The 19,550-nt window shown below is 63.4% G+C and carries 21 protein-coding genes; 19 read left to right on the forward strand and 2 right to left on the reverse strand.

Annotated elements, in window-relative coordinates; translation table 11 throughout:
• Positions 1–29 precede the first annotated feature (29 nt).
• The 5 genes from F8A10_RS20275 to F8A10_RS20295 are packed head-to-tail and all read left to right on the forward strand — an operon-like array spanning position 30 to position 4,206.
• The gene (locus tag F8A10_RS20275) at positions 30–827 is read left to right on the forward strand and encodes a transporter substrate-binding domain-containing protein (RefSeq protein WP_085501595.1); all 798 of its coding nucleotides are present in this window, start codon (positions 30–32) and stop codon (positions 825–827) included.
• A gap of 56 nt (positions 828–883) precedes the next feature.
• Complete coding sequence (locus F8A10_RS20280; RefSeq protein WP_010396966.1) at positions 884–1,618, forward strand: amino acid ABC transporter ATP-binding protein; 735 nt, start codon at positions 884–886, stop codon at positions 1,616–1,618.
• Positions 1,615–2,535, forward strand: a complete 921-nt coding sequence (locus F8A10_RS20285; protein ID WP_152368333.1) for an NAD(P)-dependent oxidoreductase — start codon at positions 1,615–1,617, stop codon at positions 2,533–2,535. The genes F8A10_RS20280 and F8A10_RS20285 overlap by 4 nt, the downstream gene beginning before the upstream one ends.
• Before the next feature lies 1 nt (position 2,536).
• Complete coding sequence (locus F8A10_RS20290) at positions 2,537–3,472, forward strand: sugar kinase (RefSeq protein ID WP_152368334.1); 936 nt, start codon at positions 2,537–2,539, stop codon at positions 3,470–3,472.
• Positions 3,469–4,206 carry a fumarylacetoacetate hydrolase family protein gene (locus F8A10_RS20295; RefSeq protein WP_010396975.1) on the forward strand — a complete coding sequence of 246 codons (738 nt, stop codon included), beginning with the start codon at positions 3,469–3,471 and terminating at the stop codon, positions 4,204–4,206. The genes F8A10_RS20290 and F8A10_RS20295 overlap by 4 nt, the downstream gene beginning before the upstream one ends.
• A gap of 6 nt (positions 4,207–4,212) precedes the next feature.
• Here F8A10_RS20295 and F8A10_RS20300 read toward each other — a convergent pair whose 3' ends face one another.
• A complete protein-coding gene (locus F8A10_RS20300) occupies positions 4,213–5,328 on the reverse strand; it encodes a 3-hydroxyacyl-CoA dehydrogenase (protein WP_152368335.1) in 1,116 nt (371 codons plus the stop codon).
• Positions 5,329–5,461: 133 nt separating this feature from the next.
• Between F8A10_RS20300 and F8A10_RS20305 the strand changes: the two genes are divergently transcribed.
• From F8A10_RS20305 to F8A10_RS20370, 14 genes are all read left to right on the forward strand, one after another.
• Entirely contained in the window at positions 5,462–7,747 is a 2,286-nt protein-coding gene (locus tag F8A10_RS20305) for a bifunctional salicylyl-CoA 5-hydroxylase/oxidoreductase (protein WP_029372173.1), read from the forward strand.
• Complete coding sequence (locus tag F8A10_RS20310) at positions 7,744–8,484, forward strand: SDR family NAD(P)-dependent oxidoreductase (RefSeq protein ID WP_152368336.1); 741 nt, start codon at positions 7,744–7,746, stop codon at positions 8,482–8,484. The genes F8A10_RS20305 and F8A10_RS20310 overlap by 4 nt, the downstream gene beginning before the upstream one ends.
• Complete coding sequence (locus F8A10_RS20315; RefSeq protein ID WP_010396985.1) at positions 8,481–8,918, forward strand: MarR family winged helix-turn-helix transcriptional regulator; 438 nt, start codon at positions 8,481–8,483, stop codon at positions 8,916–8,918. The genes F8A10_RS20310 and F8A10_RS20315 overlap by 4 nt, the downstream gene beginning before the upstream one ends.
• Positions 8,915–9,727: an enoyl-CoA hydratase family protein gene (locus tag F8A10_RS20320; RefSeq protein WP_152368337.1), complete on the forward strand. Its 813-nt coding sequence runs from the start codon at positions 8,915–8,917 to the stop codon at positions 9,725–9,727. The genes F8A10_RS20315 and F8A10_RS20320 overlap by 4 nt, the downstream gene beginning before the upstream one ends.
• Positions 9,728–9,757: 30 nt before the next feature.
• Complete coding sequence (locus F8A10_RS20325; protein WP_010396993.1) at positions 9,758–10,906, forward strand: acyl-CoA dehydrogenase family protein; 1,149 nt, start codon at positions 9,758–9,760, stop codon at positions 10,904–10,906.
• Complete coding sequence (locus F8A10_RS20330; protein ID WP_010396995.1) at positions 10,903–11,322, forward strand: acyl-CoA thioesterase; 420 nt, start codon at positions 10,903–10,905, stop codon at positions 11,320–11,322. The genes F8A10_RS20325 and F8A10_RS20330 overlap by 4 nt, the downstream gene beginning before the upstream one ends.
• On the forward strand, positions 11,312–11,710 hold the full coding sequence (locus F8A10_RS20335) for a RidA family protein (RefSeq protein WP_217809582.1): 399 nt from the start codon (positions 11,312–11,314) through the stop codon (positions 11,708–11,710). The genes F8A10_RS20330 and F8A10_RS20335 overlap by 11 nt, the downstream gene beginning before the upstream one ends.
• A gap of 66 nt (positions 11,711–11,776) precedes the next feature.
• Entirely contained in the window at positions 11,777–13,417 is a 1,641-nt protein-coding gene (locus tag F8A10_RS20340; protein ID WP_085501589.1) for an AMP-binding protein, read from the forward strand.
• Positions 13,418–13,511: 94 nt separating this feature from the next.
• The gene (locus F8A10_RS20345) at positions 13,512–14,657 is read left to right on the forward strand and encodes an ABC transporter substrate-binding protein (protein ID WP_085501588.1); all 1,146 of its coding nucleotides are present in this window, start codon (positions 13,512–13,514) and stop codon (positions 14,655–14,657) included.
• Between the two features lie 60 nt (positions 14,658–14,717).
• Positions 14,718–15,629: a branched-chain amino acid ABC transporter permease gene (locus F8A10_RS20350; protein ID WP_010397004.1), complete on the forward strand. Its 912-nt coding sequence runs from the start codon at positions 14,718–14,720 to the stop codon at positions 15,627–15,629.
• 3 nt (positions 15,630–15,632) lie between these two features.
• Entirely contained in the window at positions 15,633–16,625 is a 993-nt protein-coding gene (locus F8A10_RS20355) for a branched-chain amino acid ABC transporter permease (RefSeq protein ID WP_010397007.1), read from the forward strand.
• Positions 16,618–17,382, forward strand: coding sequence for an ABC transporter ATP-binding protein (locus tag F8A10_RS20360; protein WP_010397009.1), 765 nt, complete (start codon positions 16,618–16,620; stop codon positions 17,380–17,382). The genes F8A10_RS20355 and F8A10_RS20360 overlap by 8 nt, the downstream gene beginning before the upstream one ends.
• Complete coding sequence (locus F8A10_RS20365) at positions 17,379–18,068, forward strand: ABC transporter ATP-binding protein (protein WP_010397011.1); 690 nt, start codon at positions 17,379–17,381, stop codon at positions 18,066–18,068. Before F8A10_RS20360 ends, F8A10_RS20365 begins: the two co-directional genes overlap by 4 nt.
• 6 nt (positions 18,069–18,074) lie before the next feature.
• Entirely contained in the window at positions 18,075–18,878 is an 804-nt protein-coding gene (locus tag F8A10_RS20370; protein WP_010397013.1) for an alpha/beta hydrolase, read from the forward strand.
• Positions 18,879–18,943: 65 nt separating this feature from the next.
• Here the strand turns inward: F8A10_RS20370 and F8A10_RS20375 are convergent, their stop codons facing one another.
• Positions 18,944–19,462, reverse strand: coding sequence for a MarR family winged helix-turn-helix transcriptional regulator (locus F8A10_RS20375; RefSeq protein ID WP_085501587.1), 519 nt, complete (start codon positions 19,460–19,462; stop codon positions 18,944–18,946).
• Positions 19,463–19,550: the final 88 nt, after the last annotated feature.

Here is a 19,550-nt window from a genome sequence, read left to right on the forward strand (position 1 = left end):
CCGCAAGATATCATGAAAGGGAGGAGACCATGAAACTGAACCGCCGCACTTTTGCCGTGCTTGCCGCCGGGGCCTTGGCCATGGGGATGGGCCTGTCCGCCAGTGCTGCCGATCTTGAGACGATCAAGCGGGCAGGGGCCATTCGCATCGGTATGCTTGTCGATTTTCCGCCCTTTGGCGTCCAGGATGTCTCGGGCAAGCCCGATGGCTATGACGCCGATGTGGCCAAGGCGCTTGGCGAATTTCTGGGGGTCCAGGCCCAGATCGTGCCGGTGACCGGGCCGAACCGCATTCCCTATCTGCTTTCGGGACAGGTCGATGTGCTGGTCGCCTCGCTTGGCATCACGGCAGAACGGGCCGAAAAGGTCTCTTTCTCAAAGCCCTATGCAGGGATCAGCATCGCCATTTATGGCGACAGCGGGCTGGAGGTTAAGGACGCAGCTGGGCTTGCCGGACAGTCGGTCGCCGTGGCCCGGGCCTCGACCCAGGATACCGGTGTGACCGAGGTGGCGCCGCAGGGCACCGACATCCGCCGCTTTGACGATGACGCCAGCGCCGTACAGGCCCTGATGTCGGGTCAGGTCAAGCTGATCGGCCTGTCCAACGTGGTGTTCTCGCAGCTTACCGGCGTTGCCGGGGACCGTTTCGATAAAAAGTTTGACCTGTCGAGCCAGGTTCAGGGCATTGCGGTCGCGCCGGGATCGGATGCGCTGCTTGAACAGATCAACGCGTTTGTCGAGCAGGCGAAATCCGACGGCACGCTGGACCAGATCCATGAAAAATGGCTGGGTGAGCCGCTTCCCGATTTCGTCAAGAACGCCCAGTGACACCCGCCGCGCGGCCTCGGCAGGGCCGCGCGCCATCCGAAGGGGAGAGAGCAGCTATGACCGAAGCCGCCATCATCATGCGCTCTGTGAACAAATATTACGGTGCCTATCATGCGCTGGTCGACATCAATCTGACCGTTGCGCGGGGCGAACGTATCGTCATCTGCGGGCCGTCTGGTTCGGGAAAATCGACACTTATCCGCACCATCAATCAGCTTGAGCCGATTGAATCCGGCACGATCGTTGTCGACGGGGTCGAGCTGACGGCAGGGGGCGAAAACGTGGCCCGGGTGCGTCAGGATGTCGGCATGGTCTTTCAGTCCTTCAACCTGTTTCCGCATATGACCGTGCTGGAAAACTGCGTCCTCGCACCGATGAAGACGCGCAAGATCCCGCGTGCCGAGGCCGAGGCGACGGCGCGAAAATATCTTGAGCGGGTGCGCATCCCGGAACAGGCCGACAAATATCCCGCCCAGCTGTCCGGCGGTCAGCAACAGCGCGTCGCTATCGCACGGGCATTGTGCATGAAACCGCGGATCATGCTCTTTGATGAACCCACCTCGGCCCTTGACCCCGAGATGGTCAAAGAGGTCCTCGACACGATGATCGACCTTGCCCGCGAAGGGATGACCATGCTGTGCGTTACCCATGAGATGGACTTTGCCCGTGCGGTCGCGGACCGGGTCATCTTTATGGACAAGGGTGTGATCGTTGAGGAAAACGCCCCGGAAGAGTTTTTTAACAACCCAAAGAATGAGCGGTTGCAGAATTTTCTGGGACAGATCGCATGACCCGTCCCCGCGTCCTCGCCCTGGCTGAGATAAAGCCCCCGGAAATGGCTGCGCGGCTTGATGCCGATTATCATGTCATCCACGACCTTACCGAGGCAGCGGATGCCGAGGTGGTCCTGACTGCGGGCAATGTCGGTATTTCGGCGCAGCAGATGGCGCAGCTGCCGGCGTTGCGGCTGATCGCTGTGAACGGGGTCGGCGTTGATGTCGTCGATCTGGCCGAGGCACAGCGACGCGGCATTGCAGTTACCACCACCCCGGATGTTCTGTCGCTTGCAGTGGCTGAAACCGCGCTTGCGCTGGCATTGGCCGCAGGTCGCCGCATTGCCGAGGGCGACCGCTTTGTGCGTGCAGGCAAATGGGCTTTGGGCGGCAAGCTTCCGCTGGGTCTTTCCGTGCTTGAGCGGCGCGCGGGCATCCTCGGCTATGGCCGCATCGGGCGGCGGCTCGCCGATCTGCTGCGTGGCATGGGGATGGAGGTTCTGTATACCGCTCGCAGCGAAAGGGCAGACAGTCCCGACACCTTTCGCCCCGATGCGCTGATGCTGGCGCAAGATTGCGACCTGCTTTTTGTGACCGCAGCCGGGGGCAGCGAGACGCGCGGCCTTGTCGATGCCAAAGTGCTGGCTGCGCTGGGGCAGGGGGGGATTGTTGTCAATGTCGCACGCGGCCCGGTGGTTGAGACTGCCGCACTTGTTGCGGCGTTGAATGCCGGGACCATCGCCGGGGCCGGTCTGGATGTTTTTGATGATGAGCCGCATGTGCCGCAGGCACTACGGGACGCGCCAAATTGTGTGCTGACCCCGCATATCGGTTCGGCCACTGCCGAGGCGCGACGCGCCATGGCGCAGTTGGTTCTGGACAATATCGCGGCTTATTTCGCAGGCCAGCCGCTGCTTACCCCCTATGAGGTATAAGATGCGCTACCTTTGCATCGGTGAACCGCTGGTCGAGTTCACAGCCCGTCGCGATACCCCTTCGACCTTTGACCGGCGTGCCGGGGGTGACACGCTGAACAGCGCGATTTATCTCGCGCGGCTTTTGCCTCCGGGTTCGGTCGGTTACCTGTCGCGCCTTGGCGATGACGCGATGAGCATATGGCTGCGCAGCGTCATGACGACCGAAGGTATCCGCGATCTGTGCTCGACCGAGGCGGGCGGGCGTCCCGGGCTTAGCTTCATCTCGACCGATGCGAGGGGTGAGCGCAGCTTTCTTTATTGGCGCGAACAAGCCCCGGCGCGGCGCATGTTTCTGAATGGCGGGGACGCGCGTGATGCTGTCGCCAATGCCGGAACCGTTCTTCTGTCCGGGATCACTCTGGCGATCCTTGAACCTGAAAGCCGCGAACAGCTTTTCTGGGCACTGGAGCAACGCAGCGGGGCAGGGGGGCGCATTGTCCTTGATACCAATTATCGCCCCGCGCTTTGGCCCGATGTTGCGACGGCACAGGCGGTGATCGGGCGGGCAGCTTCGCTGGCAAGCCTGATCCTGCCCTCGCTTGACGATCTGGCGGGTTGTTTTGGCGCTACTGATCTTGCCGCTGCGATGAATGCGCTGACCAGCCTTGGCGGGGCCGAAATCGCCCTGACCACCGGGGGCGGTGAGGTGATGTATCGCCCGCCCGGCCAGGACGCGATCCAGACCTATCCGCTGCCGCCCATGGTCGCGGCTGTCGATACCACAGGTGCGGGCGACAGCTTCAACGCCGGCTGGCTTGTCGCGCGGGATGCGGGTCTGCCCCCTGATCGGGCGGTGGCTTTGGCGGCGCAGCTTGCCTCGGTCGTCGTCACACATCCCGGTGCGGTGATCCCGCGCGATGCGATGCCCGATCTGGGGCTGAGGATCAGCGCATGAACTCGGGCTTTGATGCCGTGGCCGCTGCGCAAGCTCTGCTAGCGGTTCATCGCGGTGCGGCGCGCTTCCCGGGTTTAGTGCCGCCGCCCCCTGATCCAGACGCGGCCTATGCGGTTCAGCGCCATGTCATTCAGGGGCTGGGCAAAGCGGGCGCGTGGAAAATGGCGCTTCTTGCCGGACGGGACCGTCATGCGGCCGCCTTGCCGGGGCGGATGGTCTGGCCCGCAGGGGTCAGACTGCCACGCTTGCCATCAGATGCCTGCATCGAGGTCGAAACGGCACTGATCCTTGGTGCTGATCTGCCCGCAGGCGTGTCTGCATTGACGGCGATGGATGCGATTGCTGAGGTCAGATTGGCCTTTGAGCTGATCGCCCCGCGCCTTGCCGACCGCAGAACGGCAAGCCCGCTTGAGCTGATGGCTGACGGGTTTGCCTCGGCCGGGATCGTGCTTGGCGATCCGCTGCCCGGCTGGCGCGACGGGATGCGCGATCCGCTGGGGATCACGCTCTGGCTCGACGACCGGCAGGTTACCGCGCCCGAAGTGGCAGCAAGCCTGGCCGAGGCGGTGGATTTTCTGGCCTGGCTTTCCAGTCACGCGGCTGCGCAGGGGCTGCCGCTTGGCCGGGGTGACGTGATCATCACCGGGGCGCGGATCGGGCCGCTGCCCCTTGGCGATGCGCGGACAGCCCGGGCAACAGTGGATGGGGCAGGGGTGTTTGCCCGTCTTACCTGAACCGGCCTATTGCATTAGCACCGGCGCGGGCAGATAGCGGCCATTCAGATAGGCCGGTGCCGCCGAGGCAAGCGCCTCAAGCTGTCCCAGCACCTCGGCGTGGCCGCGCGCATTCAGGATATCGAACGGTCCGCGCGGGAAGTTCAGGCCCAGCTTCAGCGCGGTGTCGATGCCTTCGCGCGTGGTGCCACCCTCGGCCAGCAACCAGCCTGCTTCGTTGACCAGGGCGGCCTCGATGCGCAGAACGATGGCTTCCGCGTCCGAGGGGGCGGGACCGGGTTGTCCGGGATGGATAAAGCCCCGGCCGGTCTTGCGGCCCAGATTGCCCTCGGCGACCTGTCGCCGCAGCGCGTCAAAAACGTGATAACGCGGATGACCCTGCATCGCCGTTGCAAGGCTTTCGGTGGCCGCCAGATTGATATCGGCACCGACCAGATCTATCAGCCCAAAGGGACCCAGCCGATAGCCAGCCGCCTGCATTGCTGCGTCGATTTCGGCCGGGTTGCGGCCCTCTTCCAACATCGCCAGTGCCTCGCCATAGAATGGCCGGGCACAGCGGTTGACGATAAAGCCGGGCCGGTCGGGACATTGGATCACCGTCTTGCCAGCGGCCTCGGTCAGGTCGCGGGCGCGGGCAAGCGCAGTGGGGGCTGTGCCGGGATGGGCAACCAGTTCGACCAGTTTCATCACCGGTGCGGGGTTGAAGAAATGCAGCCCCAGCAAGCGTTCGGGCCGGGCAAGCTGTTCGGCCATGGCCTCGACTGACAGCGAGGAGGTATTGGTTGCCAGCACCGCATCGGGTGCAACCACCGCCTCCAGCGCGGCAAAAAGCGTGCGCTTGACCTCCATCCGTTCGACCACCGCTTCGATGGCCAGATCGGCTGTACCCATTGCCTCGGGACCCTCAACGATGGTGAGACGGGATAAAATCGCCTCCATTTCGGGCTCTGTCAGCTTGCCGGCCTGAACCCGGGGTGTCAGGGCGGCGCGCAAACGGCCGGGTGCGGTCGCGCGTGCCTCGGACATGGCATCGGTCGCCAGAACGGCAAAGCCTGCGGCTGCATAGGTCTGGGCAATGCCCAGACCCATCGTGCCCAGGCCGATGACGGCAATGGTGGTCATAGCGGAACCTCATTTTTTTCACATATCATGCCGTCCGCGTAAAATCTTTCAAGTTTGAAATTTTAAACTTGAAATGTTTCCGATTCGCAGGCAGCTTTTCTTCAAGGGTCGTCGTTGCACGGGGAGGTGCCGGATGAAAATCTTGTGTATGGGTGGGGGACCTGCGGGCCTCTATTTCGCCATCTCGATGAAACTGCGCGACCCGTCGCATCAGATCACGGTGCTGGAGCGGAACAAGGCCAATGACACCTTTGGCTGGGGCGTGGTTCTGTCCGACGACGCGCTGGGGCGGATGCAAAAGAACGATCCCGTCAGCACCGAGGCGATCCGCAGCCATTTTGCCTATTGGGACGATATCGCCGTCGTACATGACGGCGTGCGGACCGTTTCGGGCGGGCATGGCTTTGCCGGTATCGGCCGCAAGCAGATGCTGATCCTGCTGCAAGAGCGTGCCCGCGAACTGGGCGTCGATCTGCGGTTTGAGGCCGAGTTCCGCTCGGCCGAGGAATATCGCAAGGAATATGACCTCGTCGTAGGGTGCGACGGCATCAACAGCCTTGTGCGCAAGGAATATTCCGATGTCTTCCAGCCCGACATCGACCTGCGCCGCTGCAAGTTTATCTGGCTGGGCACGCATCAGAAATTCGACGACGCCTTTACCTTTATCTTTGAACGGACCGAGCATGGCTGGGTCTGGGCGCATGTCTATCAGTTCGATGACAACACCGCGACCTTTATCGTCGAAACCCTGCCCGAGACCTGGGACAAGCTTGGTTTTGCCGACATGTCCAAAGAGGAATCGGTTGAAACCTGCCGCCGGATCTTTGAACGTCATCTCGGCGGCCATGAGCTGATGTCGAATGCGGCGCATTTGCGCGGCTCGGCAGTCTGGATCCAGTTTCCGCGCGTCATCTGCGAAAAGTGGTATCACGAGAATGTCGTCCTGATGGGCGATGCGGCAGCCACCGGGCATTTCTCGATCGGTTCCGGCTCGCGACTGGCCTTTGACAGCGCCATCGCGCTGGCTGAATACCTGCATTCCGAACCAACCATGGAGCGCGCCTTTGAGCGCTATCAGGAAGAGCGCCGGGTTGAGGTTCTGCGCCTGCAATCGGCGGCGCGCAACAGCCTTGAATGGTTTGAGCAGGTCGAGCGTTACCTTGACATGGAGCCGGTGCAGTTCGCTTATTCCCTGCTGACCCGCTCGCAACGGATCAGCCATGAAAACCTGCGCCTGCGTGATCCTGAATGGCTTGGTCAGGCCGAGGACTGGTTTCAGGAACGCGCAGGCGGGCAAAAGGGACGGCGGCCGATGTTCGCGCCTTTCAAACTGCGCGATATGCAATTGGAAAACCGCGTCGTCGTCTCGCCTATGGCGCAATATAAGGCGGTGGACGGCTGTCCGACCGATTGGCACTTTGTCCATTATGCCGAACGTGCCAAGGGTGGCGCGGGGCTGGTCTATACCGAGATGACCTGCGTTTCGCCCGAGGGGCGGATCACCCCCGGATGTCCTGGCCTCTATGCCCCCGAACATGAGGCGGCGTGGAAACGCATCGTCGATTTCACCCATGCCGAGACACGGGCCAGGATCTGCATGCAGATCGGTCACTCGGGTCGCAAAGGCTCGACCCAGGTCGGGTGGGAGGACGCTGACCGCCCGCTGCTCTCGGGGAACTGGCCGCTGCTTTCGGCAAGTGCGATCCCGTGGCAAGACGGGAACGCGGTACCCAAGGCCATGGACCGCGCTGATATGGACATGGTGCGCGATCAGTTCGTCGCCGCGACGCGGATGGCGGCGCGTGCGGGCTTTGACATGGTCGAGCTTCACGCCGCGCATGGCTATCTGATCTCAAGCTTCATCTCGCCGCTGTCGAACCGGCGCGAGGATGAATACGGCGGCAGTCTTGAAAACCGGATGCGCTATCCGCTTGAGGTATTCCGTGCCATGCGCGCGGTCTGGCCAGACCAAAAGCCGATATCGGTACGTATCTCGGCTAATGACTGGGTCGGCGATGAAGGCGTGACACCCGAAGAAGCGGTCGAGATCGCGCGGATGTTCTCGGATGCCGGTGCCGATATCATCGACGTATCGGCCGGCCAGACCAGCACCGGGGCGCGGCCCATCTATGGCCGGATGTTCCAGACCCCCTTCAGCGACCGTATCCGCAACGAGGCGGGGCTTGCCACCATGGCTGTCGGCAATATCACCGAGGCCGATCAGGTGAACGGCATCCTGCTGGCTGGCCGGGCCGATCTGGTCTGTCTCGCCCGACCGCATCTGACCGATCCTTACTGGACGCTGCATGCCGCCATCGAGGCCGGGGACGACGCGACGCAATGGCCCTTGCCCTATCTGGCGGGCCGCAGTCAGGCGCTGCGCCTGCGCAGCCGCGCACAAGAGGCGATCCGGGTATGACATCGGTCGCGGGGAAACGGGTGCTGATCACCGGAGGCGGCACCGGCGTCGGTGCCGATCTGGCGCGCGCCTTTGCCGGGGCAGGGGCCGAGGTGGTGATCTGTGGTCGCCGCATGGTGCCCTTGCAGGCGGTCTCGGAACGCACCGGCGTCCGCGCTGTCACCGCCGATGTGACGGATGAGGCCAGCGTCAAGGCGATGTTCGCCGAGGCTGGCCCCTGCGATATCGTCATCGCCAACGCCGGGGCGGCGGACAGCGCGCCGTTGGGCCGTACCTCGCTTGACCAGTGGAACGCCATGCTGGCGGTGAATCTGACCGGCACCTTTCTGACCTTTCGCGAGGGGTTGGCGCAACTGCCCGGCTGGGGCCGGCTGATCGCCGTTGCCTCGACCGCCGGGCTGCGCGGCTATGCCTATGTCGCGCCCTATGCGGCTGCCAAACATGGCGTTGTTGGTCTTGTGCGCAGCCTTGCGCTGGAGGTGGCGAAAAAGCCCGTGACCGTGAACGCGCTTTGCCCCGGTTTCCTTGAGACCGAGATGACCGAACGCTCGATCGCCAATATCATGGACAAGACCGGGAAAAGCCGCGATCAGGCGCTTGCCGCCCTGACAGCGACCAATCCGCAGGAACGGCTGATCCAGCCTGCCGAGGTCAGTGCCGCGGCGCTGTGGCTTTGCGCCCCGGGGTCAGAAGGGATCAACGGTCAGGCCATCGCTATCGCGGGGGGTGAGACATGACCGACCCTCTGTCAAAGCGGCGGCTGAAACTGTGGATCCGCCTTTTGGGCGTTACCCGCGCGGCCGAGGGTGAGCTGCGCGAATTCCTGCGCCTGCGCCATGACACGACATTGCCGCGTTTTGACGTGATGGCGGCGCTGTATCGTCGGCGCGAAGGTATCACCATGGGTGAGCTTAGCCGGATGCTGCTCGTCTCGAACGGCAATGCGACGGCAGTGGTGGACCGGCTGGAAAAGGACGGGCTGGCGCGGCGCACCCCATCCGAAACGGACCGGCGCACGGTGCTGGTCGCGCTGACGCCCGAAGGGCTGGCGGCCTTTGAAGGCTTTGCTGCCGATCACGAGGCCGAGGTGAACCGCATCTTTGCCAACCTGACCGAAGAAGACATCGACCAGCTCACCGAGATCCTCAAGCGTATGGGAGGCGCGAAATGACCGAACTGGCCGGGCTGAAACCCCAGCATTTCCTGTGGGAGGTGCAGGACCGCATCGCCACCATCCGCCTGAACCGCCCCGAGCGAAAGAACCCGCTGACCTTTGAAAGCTATGCCGAGCTGCGCGATACTTTCCGCGCGCTGCCCTATGCCGCCGATGTCGATGTGGTGGTGCTGGCCTCGAACGGCGGGAATTTCTGTTCGGGCGGGGATGTGCATGACATCATCGGCCCGCTTGTTGGCATGGATATGAAAGGGCTGCTGGCATTCACCCGCATGACCGGTGATCTGGTCAAGGCGATGATTGCTTGCAGCAAGCCGATCATCGCAGCGGTGGACGGGATCTGCGTCGGGGCGGGTGCGATCCTTGCCATGGCCTCGGATCTGCGGCTGGCGACGCCCGAGGCGAAATGCGCCTTTCTTTTTACCCGGGTCGGGCTTGCGGGCTGCGACATGGGTGCCTGTGCCATGCTGCCGCGTATCATCGGTCAGGGCTGCGCGGCCGAGCTGCTTTACACCGGCCGGGTGATGAATGCCGAGGAGGGCCACGCCTGGGGCTTCTGGAACACCCTGCACGAGCCGGGCGCGCTGGAGGACGCTGCCCAGACCATGGCGCGGCGTCTGGCTGCCGGGCCGGTCTTTGCCCATGGCATCACCAAGACCCAGCTTAATCAGGAATGGAGCATGGGGCTTGAGCAGGCCATCGAGGCCGAGGCGCAGGCGCAGGCGATCTGCATGCAGACCCGCGACTTTGAGCGCGCCTATCGTGCCTTCGTCGCCAAGGAAAAGCCGGTGTTTCAGGGGGACTGACCGGCAGAAGCCAAGGGCTGCTCATACGAGATGGGAACGCGCAAGATGGACAAGAGCTTTCTGGACTGGCCGTTTTTCGAGGCCCGCCACCGTGAACTGGCAGCGGCGCTTGAAGATTGGAGCGTGAAGCATTTGCCCGCCGATCACGGCGACACCGACGCTGCCTGCAAGGGGCTGGTCGCCGCGCTGGGCCAGGCAGGGTTCCTGCGTCACAGCGGTGCGAACGAGGGTGAGCGGCTGGACGTTCGCAGCCTTTGCCTGATCCGCGAAACGCTGGCGCGCCACGACCCTCTGGCCGATTTCGCCTTTGCCATGCAGGGGCTTGGCATGGGGGCGGTCACGCTGTTTGGTACGCCAGACCAGCGCAAATGGCTTGAGCGGACCCGGGCGGGACAGGCAATCTCGGCCTTTGCGCTGACCGAGCCGGGCGCGGGTTCGGATGTTGCCAGCACCGCGACCACGGCCGAGCGCACCCCCGGCGGCTGGCGGTTGAGCGGCGAGAAAACCTATATCTCGAACGGCGGGATTGCCGATCTGTATGTGATCTTTGCCCGTACGGGTGAGGCGCCGGGTGCGCGGGGCCTGTCGGCCTTTCTGATGCCCGCCGACAGCACCGGACTGTCGGTTGCCGAACGGATCGAGGTGATCGCCCCTCATCCGCTGGCGCGGCTGAAGCTTGCCGGGGTCGAGCTGCCCGAGGCGGCGCTGATCGGCCAGCCGGGTGAGGGGTTCAAGATCGCCATGTCCGTCCTTGACGTCTTTCGCCCGACCGTGGGTGCTGCGGCGCTCGGCATGGCGCGGCGCGCGCTTGATGAGGCGCTGGCGCGGGTTGCCCGCCCGCGCGCCGGTGGCGGTACGCTGGCCGATTACCAGATCGTACAGGGCCATCTGGCCGATATGGCGCTGAAGGTCGATGCGGCGGCGCTGCTGATCTATCGCGCCGCATGGACCAAGGATCAGGGCGCGACCCGCATCACCCGCGAAGCGGCCATGGCCAAGCTTTATGCCACAGAGGCTGCGCAAGAGGTGATCGATACCGCCTTGCAGCTGCATGGCGGGGACGGGGTGCGCTGCGGCAGCACGGTCGAGGCGCTTTATCGCGATATCCGCGCCCTGCGCATCTACGAAGGGGCAAGCGACGTCCAGCGGGTGGTCATCGCGCGGAGTGTACTGGCATGATCTATCGTCGCCGTATCCAGATCGAATTCAACCATTGCGATCCGGCGGGGATCGTCTTTTACCCCCGTTACTTTGAAATGCTGAACTCGGTGATCGAGAATTTTTTCGCCGAAGTCCTGACCTATCCCTTTACCCGCATTCATATCGAGGAAAACTGCGCCGTTCCCACCGTGCGTATCGAGGCGAGCTTTCATGCCCCCTCGCGTCTGGGTGAGATCGTCGAATTCACGCTGGCGGTCGAAGATGTCGGCCGCTCCAGTGCAAAGCTGGCTCTTGAGGCAAGTGCGGGCGGCCAGGTCCGTCTGAACTGTGCCTCGACCCTTGTATGGGTTAAGCCCGAGGGCCGCGCGGCGCCCTGGCCCGAGCCGATCCGCCGCAAGATGATCGCGTTCATGGAGGCAAGCGATGGTGCATGAGGTTCTGCATCCGAAAAACTGGAAGGCGACGCCGGGATATTCCAACGGCGTGGCCGCTACCGGACGGATGGTGTTCACCGGTGGCATGATCGGCTGGAACGATCAGCAAGAATTCGAGACCGATGATTTCGCCGGACAGGTGCGCACGGCGCTGCAATCCATCGTCGCGGTTCTGGCCGAGGCCGGTGCGCGCCCTGAACATCTGGTGCGCCTGACCTGGTATGTGACCGACAAGCGCGAATATCTCGCGGCGCTCAAGGATATAGGCCAGGCCTACAAGGATGTCATCGGCCGACACTACCCGGCCATGGCTTTGGTTCAGGTCGTGGCCCTGGTCGAGGACCGGGCCAAGGTCGAGATCGAGGCGACCGCCGTGATCCCCGCCTGACAACAACAGCATGTCCGCGGGCCAAGGCACGTCAAGATGTCCGCCCGCCCAACAGGGAGACAGAAAATGACCGGCAATCCACCGCTTGGACCCTCGGCCCATGTCGATACTTTTCCACGCGACAACCTGCCGCCGGCCGAGCTGTGGCCGCAGCTGTTGCTCGATGGTTTTGATTATCCCGAATACCTGAACGCCGCGGTCGAACTGACCGACCGCATGGTCGAAAAGGGCTTTGGCGACAATGTCGCGCTGATCGGCAATGGCCGTATCCGCAGCTACAAGGAACTGACCGACTGGACCAACCGCATCGCTCATGCGCTGGTCGAGGATTTCGGCGTCAAGCCCGGCAACCGGGTGCTGATCCGCTCGGCCAACAACCCGGCGATGGTGGCCTGTTGGCTGGCCGCGACCAAGGCTGGGGCGGTGGTCATCAACACCATGCCGATGCTGCGCGCGGGCGAGCTGGAAAAGATCATCGACAAGGCGCAGGTCACCCACGCGCTTTGCGATACCCGGCTGATGGACGAACTGGCGCTGGCCGCCAAGGACAGCCGCTATCTGAAAACCGTGGTCGGTTTTGACGGCTCCGCCAATCACGATGCCGAACTGGACCGCGCGGCCCTGTCCCATTCCGTACGGTTCGGGGCAGTGCGCACCGGGCGGGACGATGTGGCGCTGTTGGGTTTTACCTCGGGCACCACGGGCGAGCCCAAGGCGACCATGCATTTCCACCGCGATATCCTGATTATCGCTGATGGCTATGCCAAAGAGGTATTAAACGTCACGCCCGAGGATGTGTTTATCGGCAGCCCGCCTTTGGCCTTTACCTTTGGTCTTGGGGGGCTTGCGGTCTTTCCGCTGCGCTTTGGCGCCTCGGCGACCTTGCTAGAGAATGCAACCCCCGCGAACATGATCGAGATCATCCAGAAATACCGCGCCACCATCTGCTTTACCGCGCCGACCGCCTATCGCGTGATGATGCAGGCAATGGATCAGGGGGCGGATCTGTCCAGTCTGCGTGCCGCCGTCTCGGCGGGCGAGACGCTGCCCGCTCCGGTCTATGATGAATGGATGGCGCGGACCGGCAAGCCCATGCTCGACGGTATCGGTTCGACCGAGATGCTGCATATCTTTCTGACCAACCGTTTCGGGGACAGCCGGCCCGCTTGTACGGGCCGCCCGGTCAAGGGCTATGAGGCCCGCATCATCGGTCCGGACGGCAAAGAGGTACCAGCGGGTGAGACGGGACGGCTGGCGGTGCGCGGCCCGGTCGGCTGTCGCTATCTGTCGGATCACAAGAACCAGCGCGCCTATGTGCAGGATGGCTGGAACCTGACCGGCGACAGTTTCTGGCGCGACGAACAGGGCTATTACCACTTTGCCGCCCGTACCGACGGTATCATCGTCTCATCGGGCTACAACATCGCCGGTCCCGAGGTCGAGGCGGCGTTGCTTGCCCATCCCGATGTTCTGGAATGCGCCGTGGTAGGCGCCCCCGACGAGGCGCGTGGTCAGATCGTCGAGGCGCATGTTGTTCTGCGCTCTGGTGTCCTGGCGGATGAGCTGATGATAAAATGCCTGCAGGATCACGTGAAATCCGTGATCGCTCCGTTCAAATATCCGCGCCGCGTGGTCTTTACCGAGGGTTTGCCCAAAACCGACAGCGGCAAGATCCAACGCTTTCGCCTGTTGCAGGGGCGGGTGTGACAAAGAACGGATGCGGGCTGGAAAGGCGTTGCAGCCCGCGACCGCATCATAAAAACATGTGACGACAATCGTCGCTTCAAACAGGGAGTCCAAGATGAAACTGAAAAGGTTGCTGATCTGCGGCGTTGCGGCCGTGGCCCTTGCGGGGGCTGCGCAGGCCGAAGGCGTCAAGGTCGGGATGATCACCACTCTGTCGGGCGGCGGTGCCGGTCTGGGCGTCGATACGCGTGACGGCTTTCTGCTGGCGCTGAAAAATGCTGGCGATGCCGCCAAACAGGTCGAGCTGGTGATCGAGGACGACCAGCAGAAACCGGATGTCGCGGTTCAGATCGCTGACAAGATGATCCAGTCCGAACAGGTGGACGTGCTGACCGGCATCGTCTGGTCTAACCTTGCCATGGCGGTGGTTCCCGCAGCGGTGGCGCAGGGCAAGTTCTACCTTTCGACCAATGCCGCGCCGTCGCAGCTGGCCGGTGCGGGGTGCAACCCGAAATATTTCTCGGTCTCGTATCAGAACGACAACCTGCATGAGGCGGCTGGCGCCTATGCGACCGATGCCGGCATCGGCAAGATGTTCATCATGGCCCCGAACTATCCGGCCGGACAGGATTCCCTGTCTGGCTTCAAGCGTTATTATAAGGGCGAGGTTGCCAACGAGGTTTATACCCAGGTCGGTCAGACCGACTATGCCGCCGAGATCGCCCAGATCCGCAACAGCGACGCGGATGCTGTGTTCTTTTTCCTGCCCGGGGGCATGGGCATCGCCTTTATGAAGCAATATGCCGAATCCGGTGTCGGCAAGCCGGTGATCGGCCCTGCCTTCAGCTTTAGCCAGGACATCCTGCCTGCGGTCGGGGATGCGGCGCTGGGGGTCAGGAACACCGCGCAATGGTCGCATGATCTTGACAACCCGGCGAACAAGGCCTTTGTCGAAAGCTTCCAGGCGGAATATGGCCGGTTGCCCTCGCTTTACGCGGCGCAGGCCTATGACACCGCGAACCTGCTGCTTTCGGCGGTCGCCAAGGCGGATGTGGCGGATGCCGACGCCTTTCGCGCGGCTCTGACCGAGGCCGATTTTCCCAGCGTGCGCGGCAAGTTCAGCTTTGGCCCGAACCAGCACCCGATCCAGGACTACTACGTTCGCGAGGTGGTGAAAGAGGGCGATGTTCTCACCAACAAGATCATCGGCCCCGCCATGACCGATCATGGCGATGCCTACGCCGAGCAGTGCAAGATGTAAGCTTGGCTGGGTCGGGTCCCTGCGATCCGGCCCCCCGGCAAATCGGGAGAGAGTACGGTGATGCTTCTGGCCGAGCAGGCGCTGAACGGCCTGCAATACGGAATGATGCTGTTTTTGATGGCGGCAGGGCTGACGCTGGTTTTCGGCGTCATGGGCCTGATCAACCTTGCCCACGGATCGCTTTACATGACCGGCGCTTTTGCCTGTGCGGCGGTGGCGGCGGCCACCGGCTCGTTCTGGCTGGGGCTGGTCGCCAGTCTGGCCGCAGCGGCGGCGGCAGGCGCGCTGGTCGAGGTCGCGGTGATCCGCAGGTTATACGCCCGCGACCATCTTGATCAGGTTCTGGCAACCTTTGCGCTGATCCTGATCTTTTCCGAAGGGGCGAGGTGGCTCTTTGGCTCGTTCCCGCTGTATCTCAAGCTGCCGCCGTCGCTGTCGGGCGCGGTGGTGCTGCCGGGCGGGCTGCATTATCCGCTGTTCCGGCTGGTCATCATCGGCTTTGGCGCTGCGGTGGCAGTGGGGTTGTGGTGGCTCATCACCCGTACCCGGCTGGGCATTCGCATCCGCGCGGGGGAGGCTGACCGCGAGATGATCGGCGCTTTGGGCGTCGATATCGCCCGGCTCTACACCATCGTCTTTGCGCTTGGCGCGGCGCTGGCGGGCTTTGCCGGGGCGCTGGTCGGCTCGATCCAGTCGGTGCAGGTCGGTATGGGCGAGCCGGTGCTGATCCTTGCCTTTGTCGTGGTGGTGATCGGCGGTATCGGTTCGATCAAGGGCGCGTTTGTCGGGGCGCTGCTTGTCGGGATGACCGACACGCTGGGCAAGGCGCTTTTGCCCGGGCTTTTGTCGCAGGTCGTCGAGGCATCAAGCGCCAAGACCGTCGGCGCCTCGCTGGCCTCGGTGCTGATCTATGTGCTGATGGCCGTGGTGCTGATCATGCGGCCGCAGGGACTTTTCGGGGCAAGGGGCTGAACCATGGGCGAACTGCTGAACCGCGACGCCATCATCAATCTGGTGATCTTTGCCCTGCTGGTCGCCGTGGCGCTGGGTGCGCATCTGGCCGGGGATGGCTTTACCGTCACGCTGGCAACCAAGGCCGCGATATTCGGCCTTGCCGGGGTCGGGCTGAACCTTGCGTTGGGCTATGGCGGACTGATCTCGTTCGGGCATGCCGCCTTTTTCGGGATCGGGGGCTATGTGACCGGTATCCTTGCCAGCCATGCCAGCAGCGGCATGCCGGTCGTGACGCTGCCCTTTACCATCATGGGCAGTAACGAGATGCTGGGCATCTGGCCTGTGGCTATGCTTGCGGGCGGGGTGGCTGCACTGGCGATCGGGGCGCTGTCGCTGCGCACCTCGGGCGTCTATTTCATCATGGTCACGCTGGCCTTTGCGCAGATGCTTTACTATTTCGCCATCAGCTGGTCGCGCTATGGCGGCGAGGACGGGCTAAGCTTTTATGTCCGCAACACGTTCCCGGGGCTGAACACCTTTGCCCCGATCCAGTATTTCGCCATCTGTGCCGTGCTGCTGGCGCTGGCGCTGGTCTTTACCGCTGTGGTTACGCAGTCGCGCTTTGGCCTTGCCTTGCAGGCGGCGCGGCAGAACAGCCAGCGCGCCGTCGCGGTCGGCATCCGGCCCTATGCGATCCGGCTGACGGCCTTTGTGCTGTCGGGGATGATCGTCGGCCTGGCGGGGTCGCTTTATGCCGACCTGAACCGCTTTGTCAGTCCGGCCATGCTGTCCTGGCACATGTCGGGCGAGATCATGGTCTTTGTCATCCTGGGCGGAGTCGGACGCCTGTGCGGTCCGGTGGCCGGCGCGGCGATCTATATTCTGCTGGAGCATGTTCTGGGCGGGATCAGCGATTACTGGCAGGCGCTTCTGGGTCTGCTGCTGCTTGGCATCGTACTGTTTGCACCCGGCGGCCTGATCGGCATTGTCACGCGGAGGGGCCGTCATGCCTGAGCCCAAGCTGAACGAACCCATTCTTGAAATCCGGGGCCTGCGCAAAGCTTTTGGCGCGCTGGTCGCCACCGATGACGTCAGCCTTGATCTGCGCCCGGGTGAAATTCACGCCCTGATCGGCCCCAACGGTGCCGGAAAATCCACGCTGATCAAGCAGATCGTCGGAGAGATCCGGCCCAACTCCGGCTCCATCCGGTTCGAGGGGCAGGTGATCGACGGGCTTGATGCCGCCGCGCGGGCGCGGTTGGGGCTTGCGCGCAGCTTTCAGGTGTCATCCGTGATCCCGGATTTTACCGTGCTGCAAAACGTCATGCTGGCGGTTGCCGGTGCCAGCGGTGCGGTGTTCCGCTTTCACCGCCCGGCGCTTTCCGATCGCAAGCTGACCGAGCCGGCGTTGTTCCATATCGAGCAGGCCGGCCTTGCCGACCGCCATCTGGTTCAGGCGGCGAAGCTGTCGCATGGCGAGCGGCGCAAGCTGGAAATCGCAATGGCGCTGGCGTTGCGGCCGCGCGCCTTTCTGCTGGATGAGCCGATGGCGGGTATGGGGCTGGAGGGCGGGCGCCAGCTGACCTCGATCCTGTCCGAGCTGCGCAACGAGGCCCCGATCCTGCTGGTCGAACATGACATGGACGCGGTCTTTGCGCTGGCCGACCGCATCTCGGTGCTGGTCTATGGCCGTATCATCGCCACCGGCAGCGTGGCCGAGATCCGCGCCAACCCCGAGGTGCGGCGCTCTTATCTGGGAGAGGACGCATGACCCGGCTGCTGGAACTGCGCGACCTGACGGCCTCTTACGGTCCGGTGCAGGCGCTCTTTGGCATCTCGCTTGACCTTGACGAAGGGCAGGTGGTGGCGCTGATGGGCCGCAATGGCATGGGCAAGACCACCACTATCCGCTGTATCAGCCGCCTGCTGCCCCATTCCGGGGGTGAGCTGCGGTTTGCGGATCGTGACCTTGCGTCCCTGTCGGCTCCGCGGGTGGCGCGGCTGGGTGTCGGGCTGGTGCCCGAAGGGCGGCGCTGTTTCGGTCCGCTGACCGTGGCCGAAAATCTGACCGTTGCCGCCCGGCCCGGCCCCTGGGACATGGCGCGGGTCTGTGCGCTGTTCCCGCGCCTGCAAGAGCGTATGGGCCAGATCGCGCGCACCCTGTCAGGCGGAGAGCAGCAGATGCTGGCGATTGGCCGCGCCCTGATGACCAACCCGCGGCTTCTGATCCTTGATGAGGCGACCGAGGGGCTGGCCCCGGTGGTGCGGCAAGAGATCTGGGCGGGCGTGCGTCAGCTCAAGGCCGAAGGGCTGTCGATCCTGCTTGTGGACAAGTCACTTTCCGAGATTGCATCGGTTGCAGATCGCGCAGTGGTTGTTGAACGTGGCGCGACGGTCTGGCAAGGCGGTATCACCGACCTCACGCCGGACCTGACTGATCGTTATCTAGGAGTGTAAAAAGTTATGGCAATCTATCGTGGTATGAACCGGCAACAGCTGGATGCGGCCTATAACAACTCGGCCCGGGTTGCGGATTTCCCGGGGCTGATGCGTGAATTGCGTGCCCGCAGCGAGGTGTTCTATTCCACGCAGGATTGCCGCCGGGACCTGCGCTATGGCACCAGCGCCCGCCAGACCTATGACTGGATTTCGTGCGGCAAGCCGAATGCGCCGGTCTTTGTCTTTATCCACGGCGGCTATTGGCAGAACTGCGTCAAAGAGGATTTCGCCTATTCCGCCGCCGGTCCTCTGGCGCATGGCTATGACGTGATCCTGGCCGAATACACGCTGGCGCCCGAGGCCTCGATGACCCGGATCGTGACCGAGATCGGTCAGCTTCTGGACCATCTTGTCCCTCAGATCGCCGGACGGCCGCTGTGTCTGTCCGGTCATTCGGCGGGCGGGCATCTGGCCGCCAGCCATCGCAGCCATCCCGCCGTGACCCGGGTCATGCCGATCAGCGGGCTTTACGATCTTGAGCCGATCAGCCTTGGTCAGCTGAACGACAATCTGCGCCTCACTCCGGAAGAAATCGCTGCCTACAGTCCCCAGCATCACATCGGCCCCGGTGCGCCGATGCTGATCACGGTCGGCGGTGGAGAGCTGCCCGAACTGATCCGCCAATCCGACGAATATGCCGCCGCCTGTCAGCAGGCGGGCGAACAGGCCGGGCTGCTGCATGTCAAGGATTGTGACCACTTTCAGGTGCTCGACGATCTCGCCGATCCTGCCGGTGCGCAACTGACCGCCCTGACCGCAAGGCCCTGACCCGTATCATGAAACCCGCCGCCTGACCGCAGGTGGCCGGTTTCGCATATTGGCGGGACGGGGGATCAGGTCGCTTTCCTGCCGTCGCTGTTCTGACGGGAAAGCTGCGCCTCAAGCGCCTCGGCGAAACGGTCGAAATCCTCGGCAAAGGCGGTCAGCCGCGGTTCGGCCCAATCCGAGACCACCTCTCGGATCAGCTCGTGTTTGACGCGCTGGATCTCGGCAAAGATGCGGTCGCCCGACTTGGTGCGTCGCAGGACTGCGCGGCGCGCATCCTCTTGCGCAACCTCGCGGATCAGAAAGCCTTGCCGGACCAGTTCCGCCACCAGCCGGCTGGCGCGTGAGGGATCAATGCGCAGCTGTCGGGCGATATCGCCAACCGAAACCTCGGCCGAAGGGTCAGGCCCCTTGCTGCCCGGCTGCCCGGGCACCAGCCCCAGCGCATCGAGGTCAGAAATATCCAGCATTGGCGCGACGTTCTGCAAGGCAAGCCGACCAATGATGCGCCGCCTGATCAGCGTGCGCATCCGCCCCATCGCGGTCGAGATGCGGGCGATCCCCTCTGTCCGGCTGGTGTCCTGCATCAGTGCCTTTCCGCTGACTTTCCTGCGGCTAAATATGTGCTATTGACATATATATGCCAAAGTCACATATTCTGCAACGCATAGTTTT

Origin of the sequence: Paracoccus kondratievae (assembly GCF_009301415.1) — a bacterium.
GTDB lineage: Bacteria > Pseudomonadota > Alphaproteobacteria > Rhodobacterales > Rhodobacteraceae > Paracoccus > Paracoccus kondratievae.

Coding starts and splice junctions, on each gene's coding strand:
- F8A10_RS20275 (WP_085501595.1), top strand. CDS start 30: ATGAAACTGAACCGCCGCACTTTTGCCGTGCTTGCCGCCGGGGCCTTG.
- F8A10_RS20280 (WP_010396966.1), top strand. CDS start 884: ATGACCGAAGCCGCCATCATCATGCGCTCTGTGAACAAATATTACGGT.
- F8A10_RS20285 (WP_152368333.1), top strand. CDS start 1,615: ATGACCCGTCCCCGCGTCCTCGCCCTGGCTGAGATAAAGCCCCCGGAA.
- F8A10_RS20290 (WP_152368334.1), top strand. CDS start 2,537: ATGCGCTACCTTTGCATCGGTGAACCGCTGGTCGAGTTCACAGCCCGT.
- F8A10_RS20295 (WP_010396975.1), top strand. CDS start 3,469: ATGAACTCGGGCTTTGATGCCGTGGCCGCTGCGCAAGCTCTGCTAGCG.
- F8A10_RS20300 (WP_152368335.1), bottom strand. CDS start 5,328: ATGACCACCATTGCCGTCATCGGCCTGGGCACGATGGGTCTGGGCATT.
- F8A10_RS20305 (WP_029372173.1), top strand. CDS start 5,462: ATGAAAATCTTGTGTATGGGTGGGGGACCTGCGGGCCTCTATTTCGCC.
- F8A10_RS20310 (WP_152368336.1), top strand. CDS start 7,744: ATGACATCGGTCGCGGGGAAACGGGTGCTGATCACCGGAGGCGGCACC.
- F8A10_RS20315 (WP_010396985.1), top strand. CDS start 8,481: ATGACCGACCCTCTGTCAAAGCGGCGGCTGAAACTGTGGATCCGCCTT.
- F8A10_RS20320 (WP_152368337.1), top strand. CDS start 8,915: ATGACCGAACTGGCCGGGCTGAAACCCCAGCATTTCCTGTGGGAGGTG.
- F8A10_RS20325 (WP_010396993.1), top strand. CDS start 9,758: ATGGGAACGCGCAAGATGGACAAGAGCTTTCTGGACTGGCCGTTTTTC.
- F8A10_RS20330 (WP_010396995.1), top strand. CDS start 10,903: ATGATCTATCGTCGCCGTATCCAGATCGAATTCAACCATTGCGATCCG.
- F8A10_RS20335 (WP_217809582.1), top strand. CDS start 11,312: ATGGTGCATGAGGTTCTGCATCCGAAAAACTGGAAGGCGACGCCGGGA.
- F8A10_RS20340 (WP_085501589.1), top strand. CDS start 11,777: ATGACCGGCAATCCACCGCTTGGACCCTCGGCCCATGTCGATACTTTT.
- F8A10_RS20345 (WP_085501588.1), top strand. CDS start 13,512: ATGAAACTGAAAAGGTTGCTGATCTGCGGCGTTGCGGCCGTGGCCCTT.
- F8A10_RS20350 (WP_010397004.1), top strand. CDS start 14,718: ATGCTTCTGGCCGAGCAGGCGCTGAACGGCCTGCAATACGGAATGATG.
- F8A10_RS20355 (WP_010397007.1), top strand. CDS start 15,633: ATGGGCGAACTGCTGAACCGCGACGCCATCATCAATCTGGTGATCTTT.
- F8A10_RS20360 (WP_010397009.1), top strand. CDS start 16,618: ATGCCTGAGCCCAAGCTGAACGAACCCATTCTTGAAATCCGGGGCCTG.
- F8A10_RS20365 (WP_010397011.1), top strand. CDS start 17,379: ATGACCCGGCTGCTGGAACTGCGCGACCTGACGGCCTCTTACGGTCCG.
- F8A10_RS20370 (WP_010397013.1), top strand. CDS start 18,075: ATGGCAATCTATCGTGGTATGAACCGGCAACAGCTGGATGCGGCCTAT.
- F8A10_RS20375 (WP_085501587.1), bottom strand. CDS start 19,462: ATGCAGGACACCAGCCGGACAGAGGGGATCGCCCGCATCTCGACCGCG.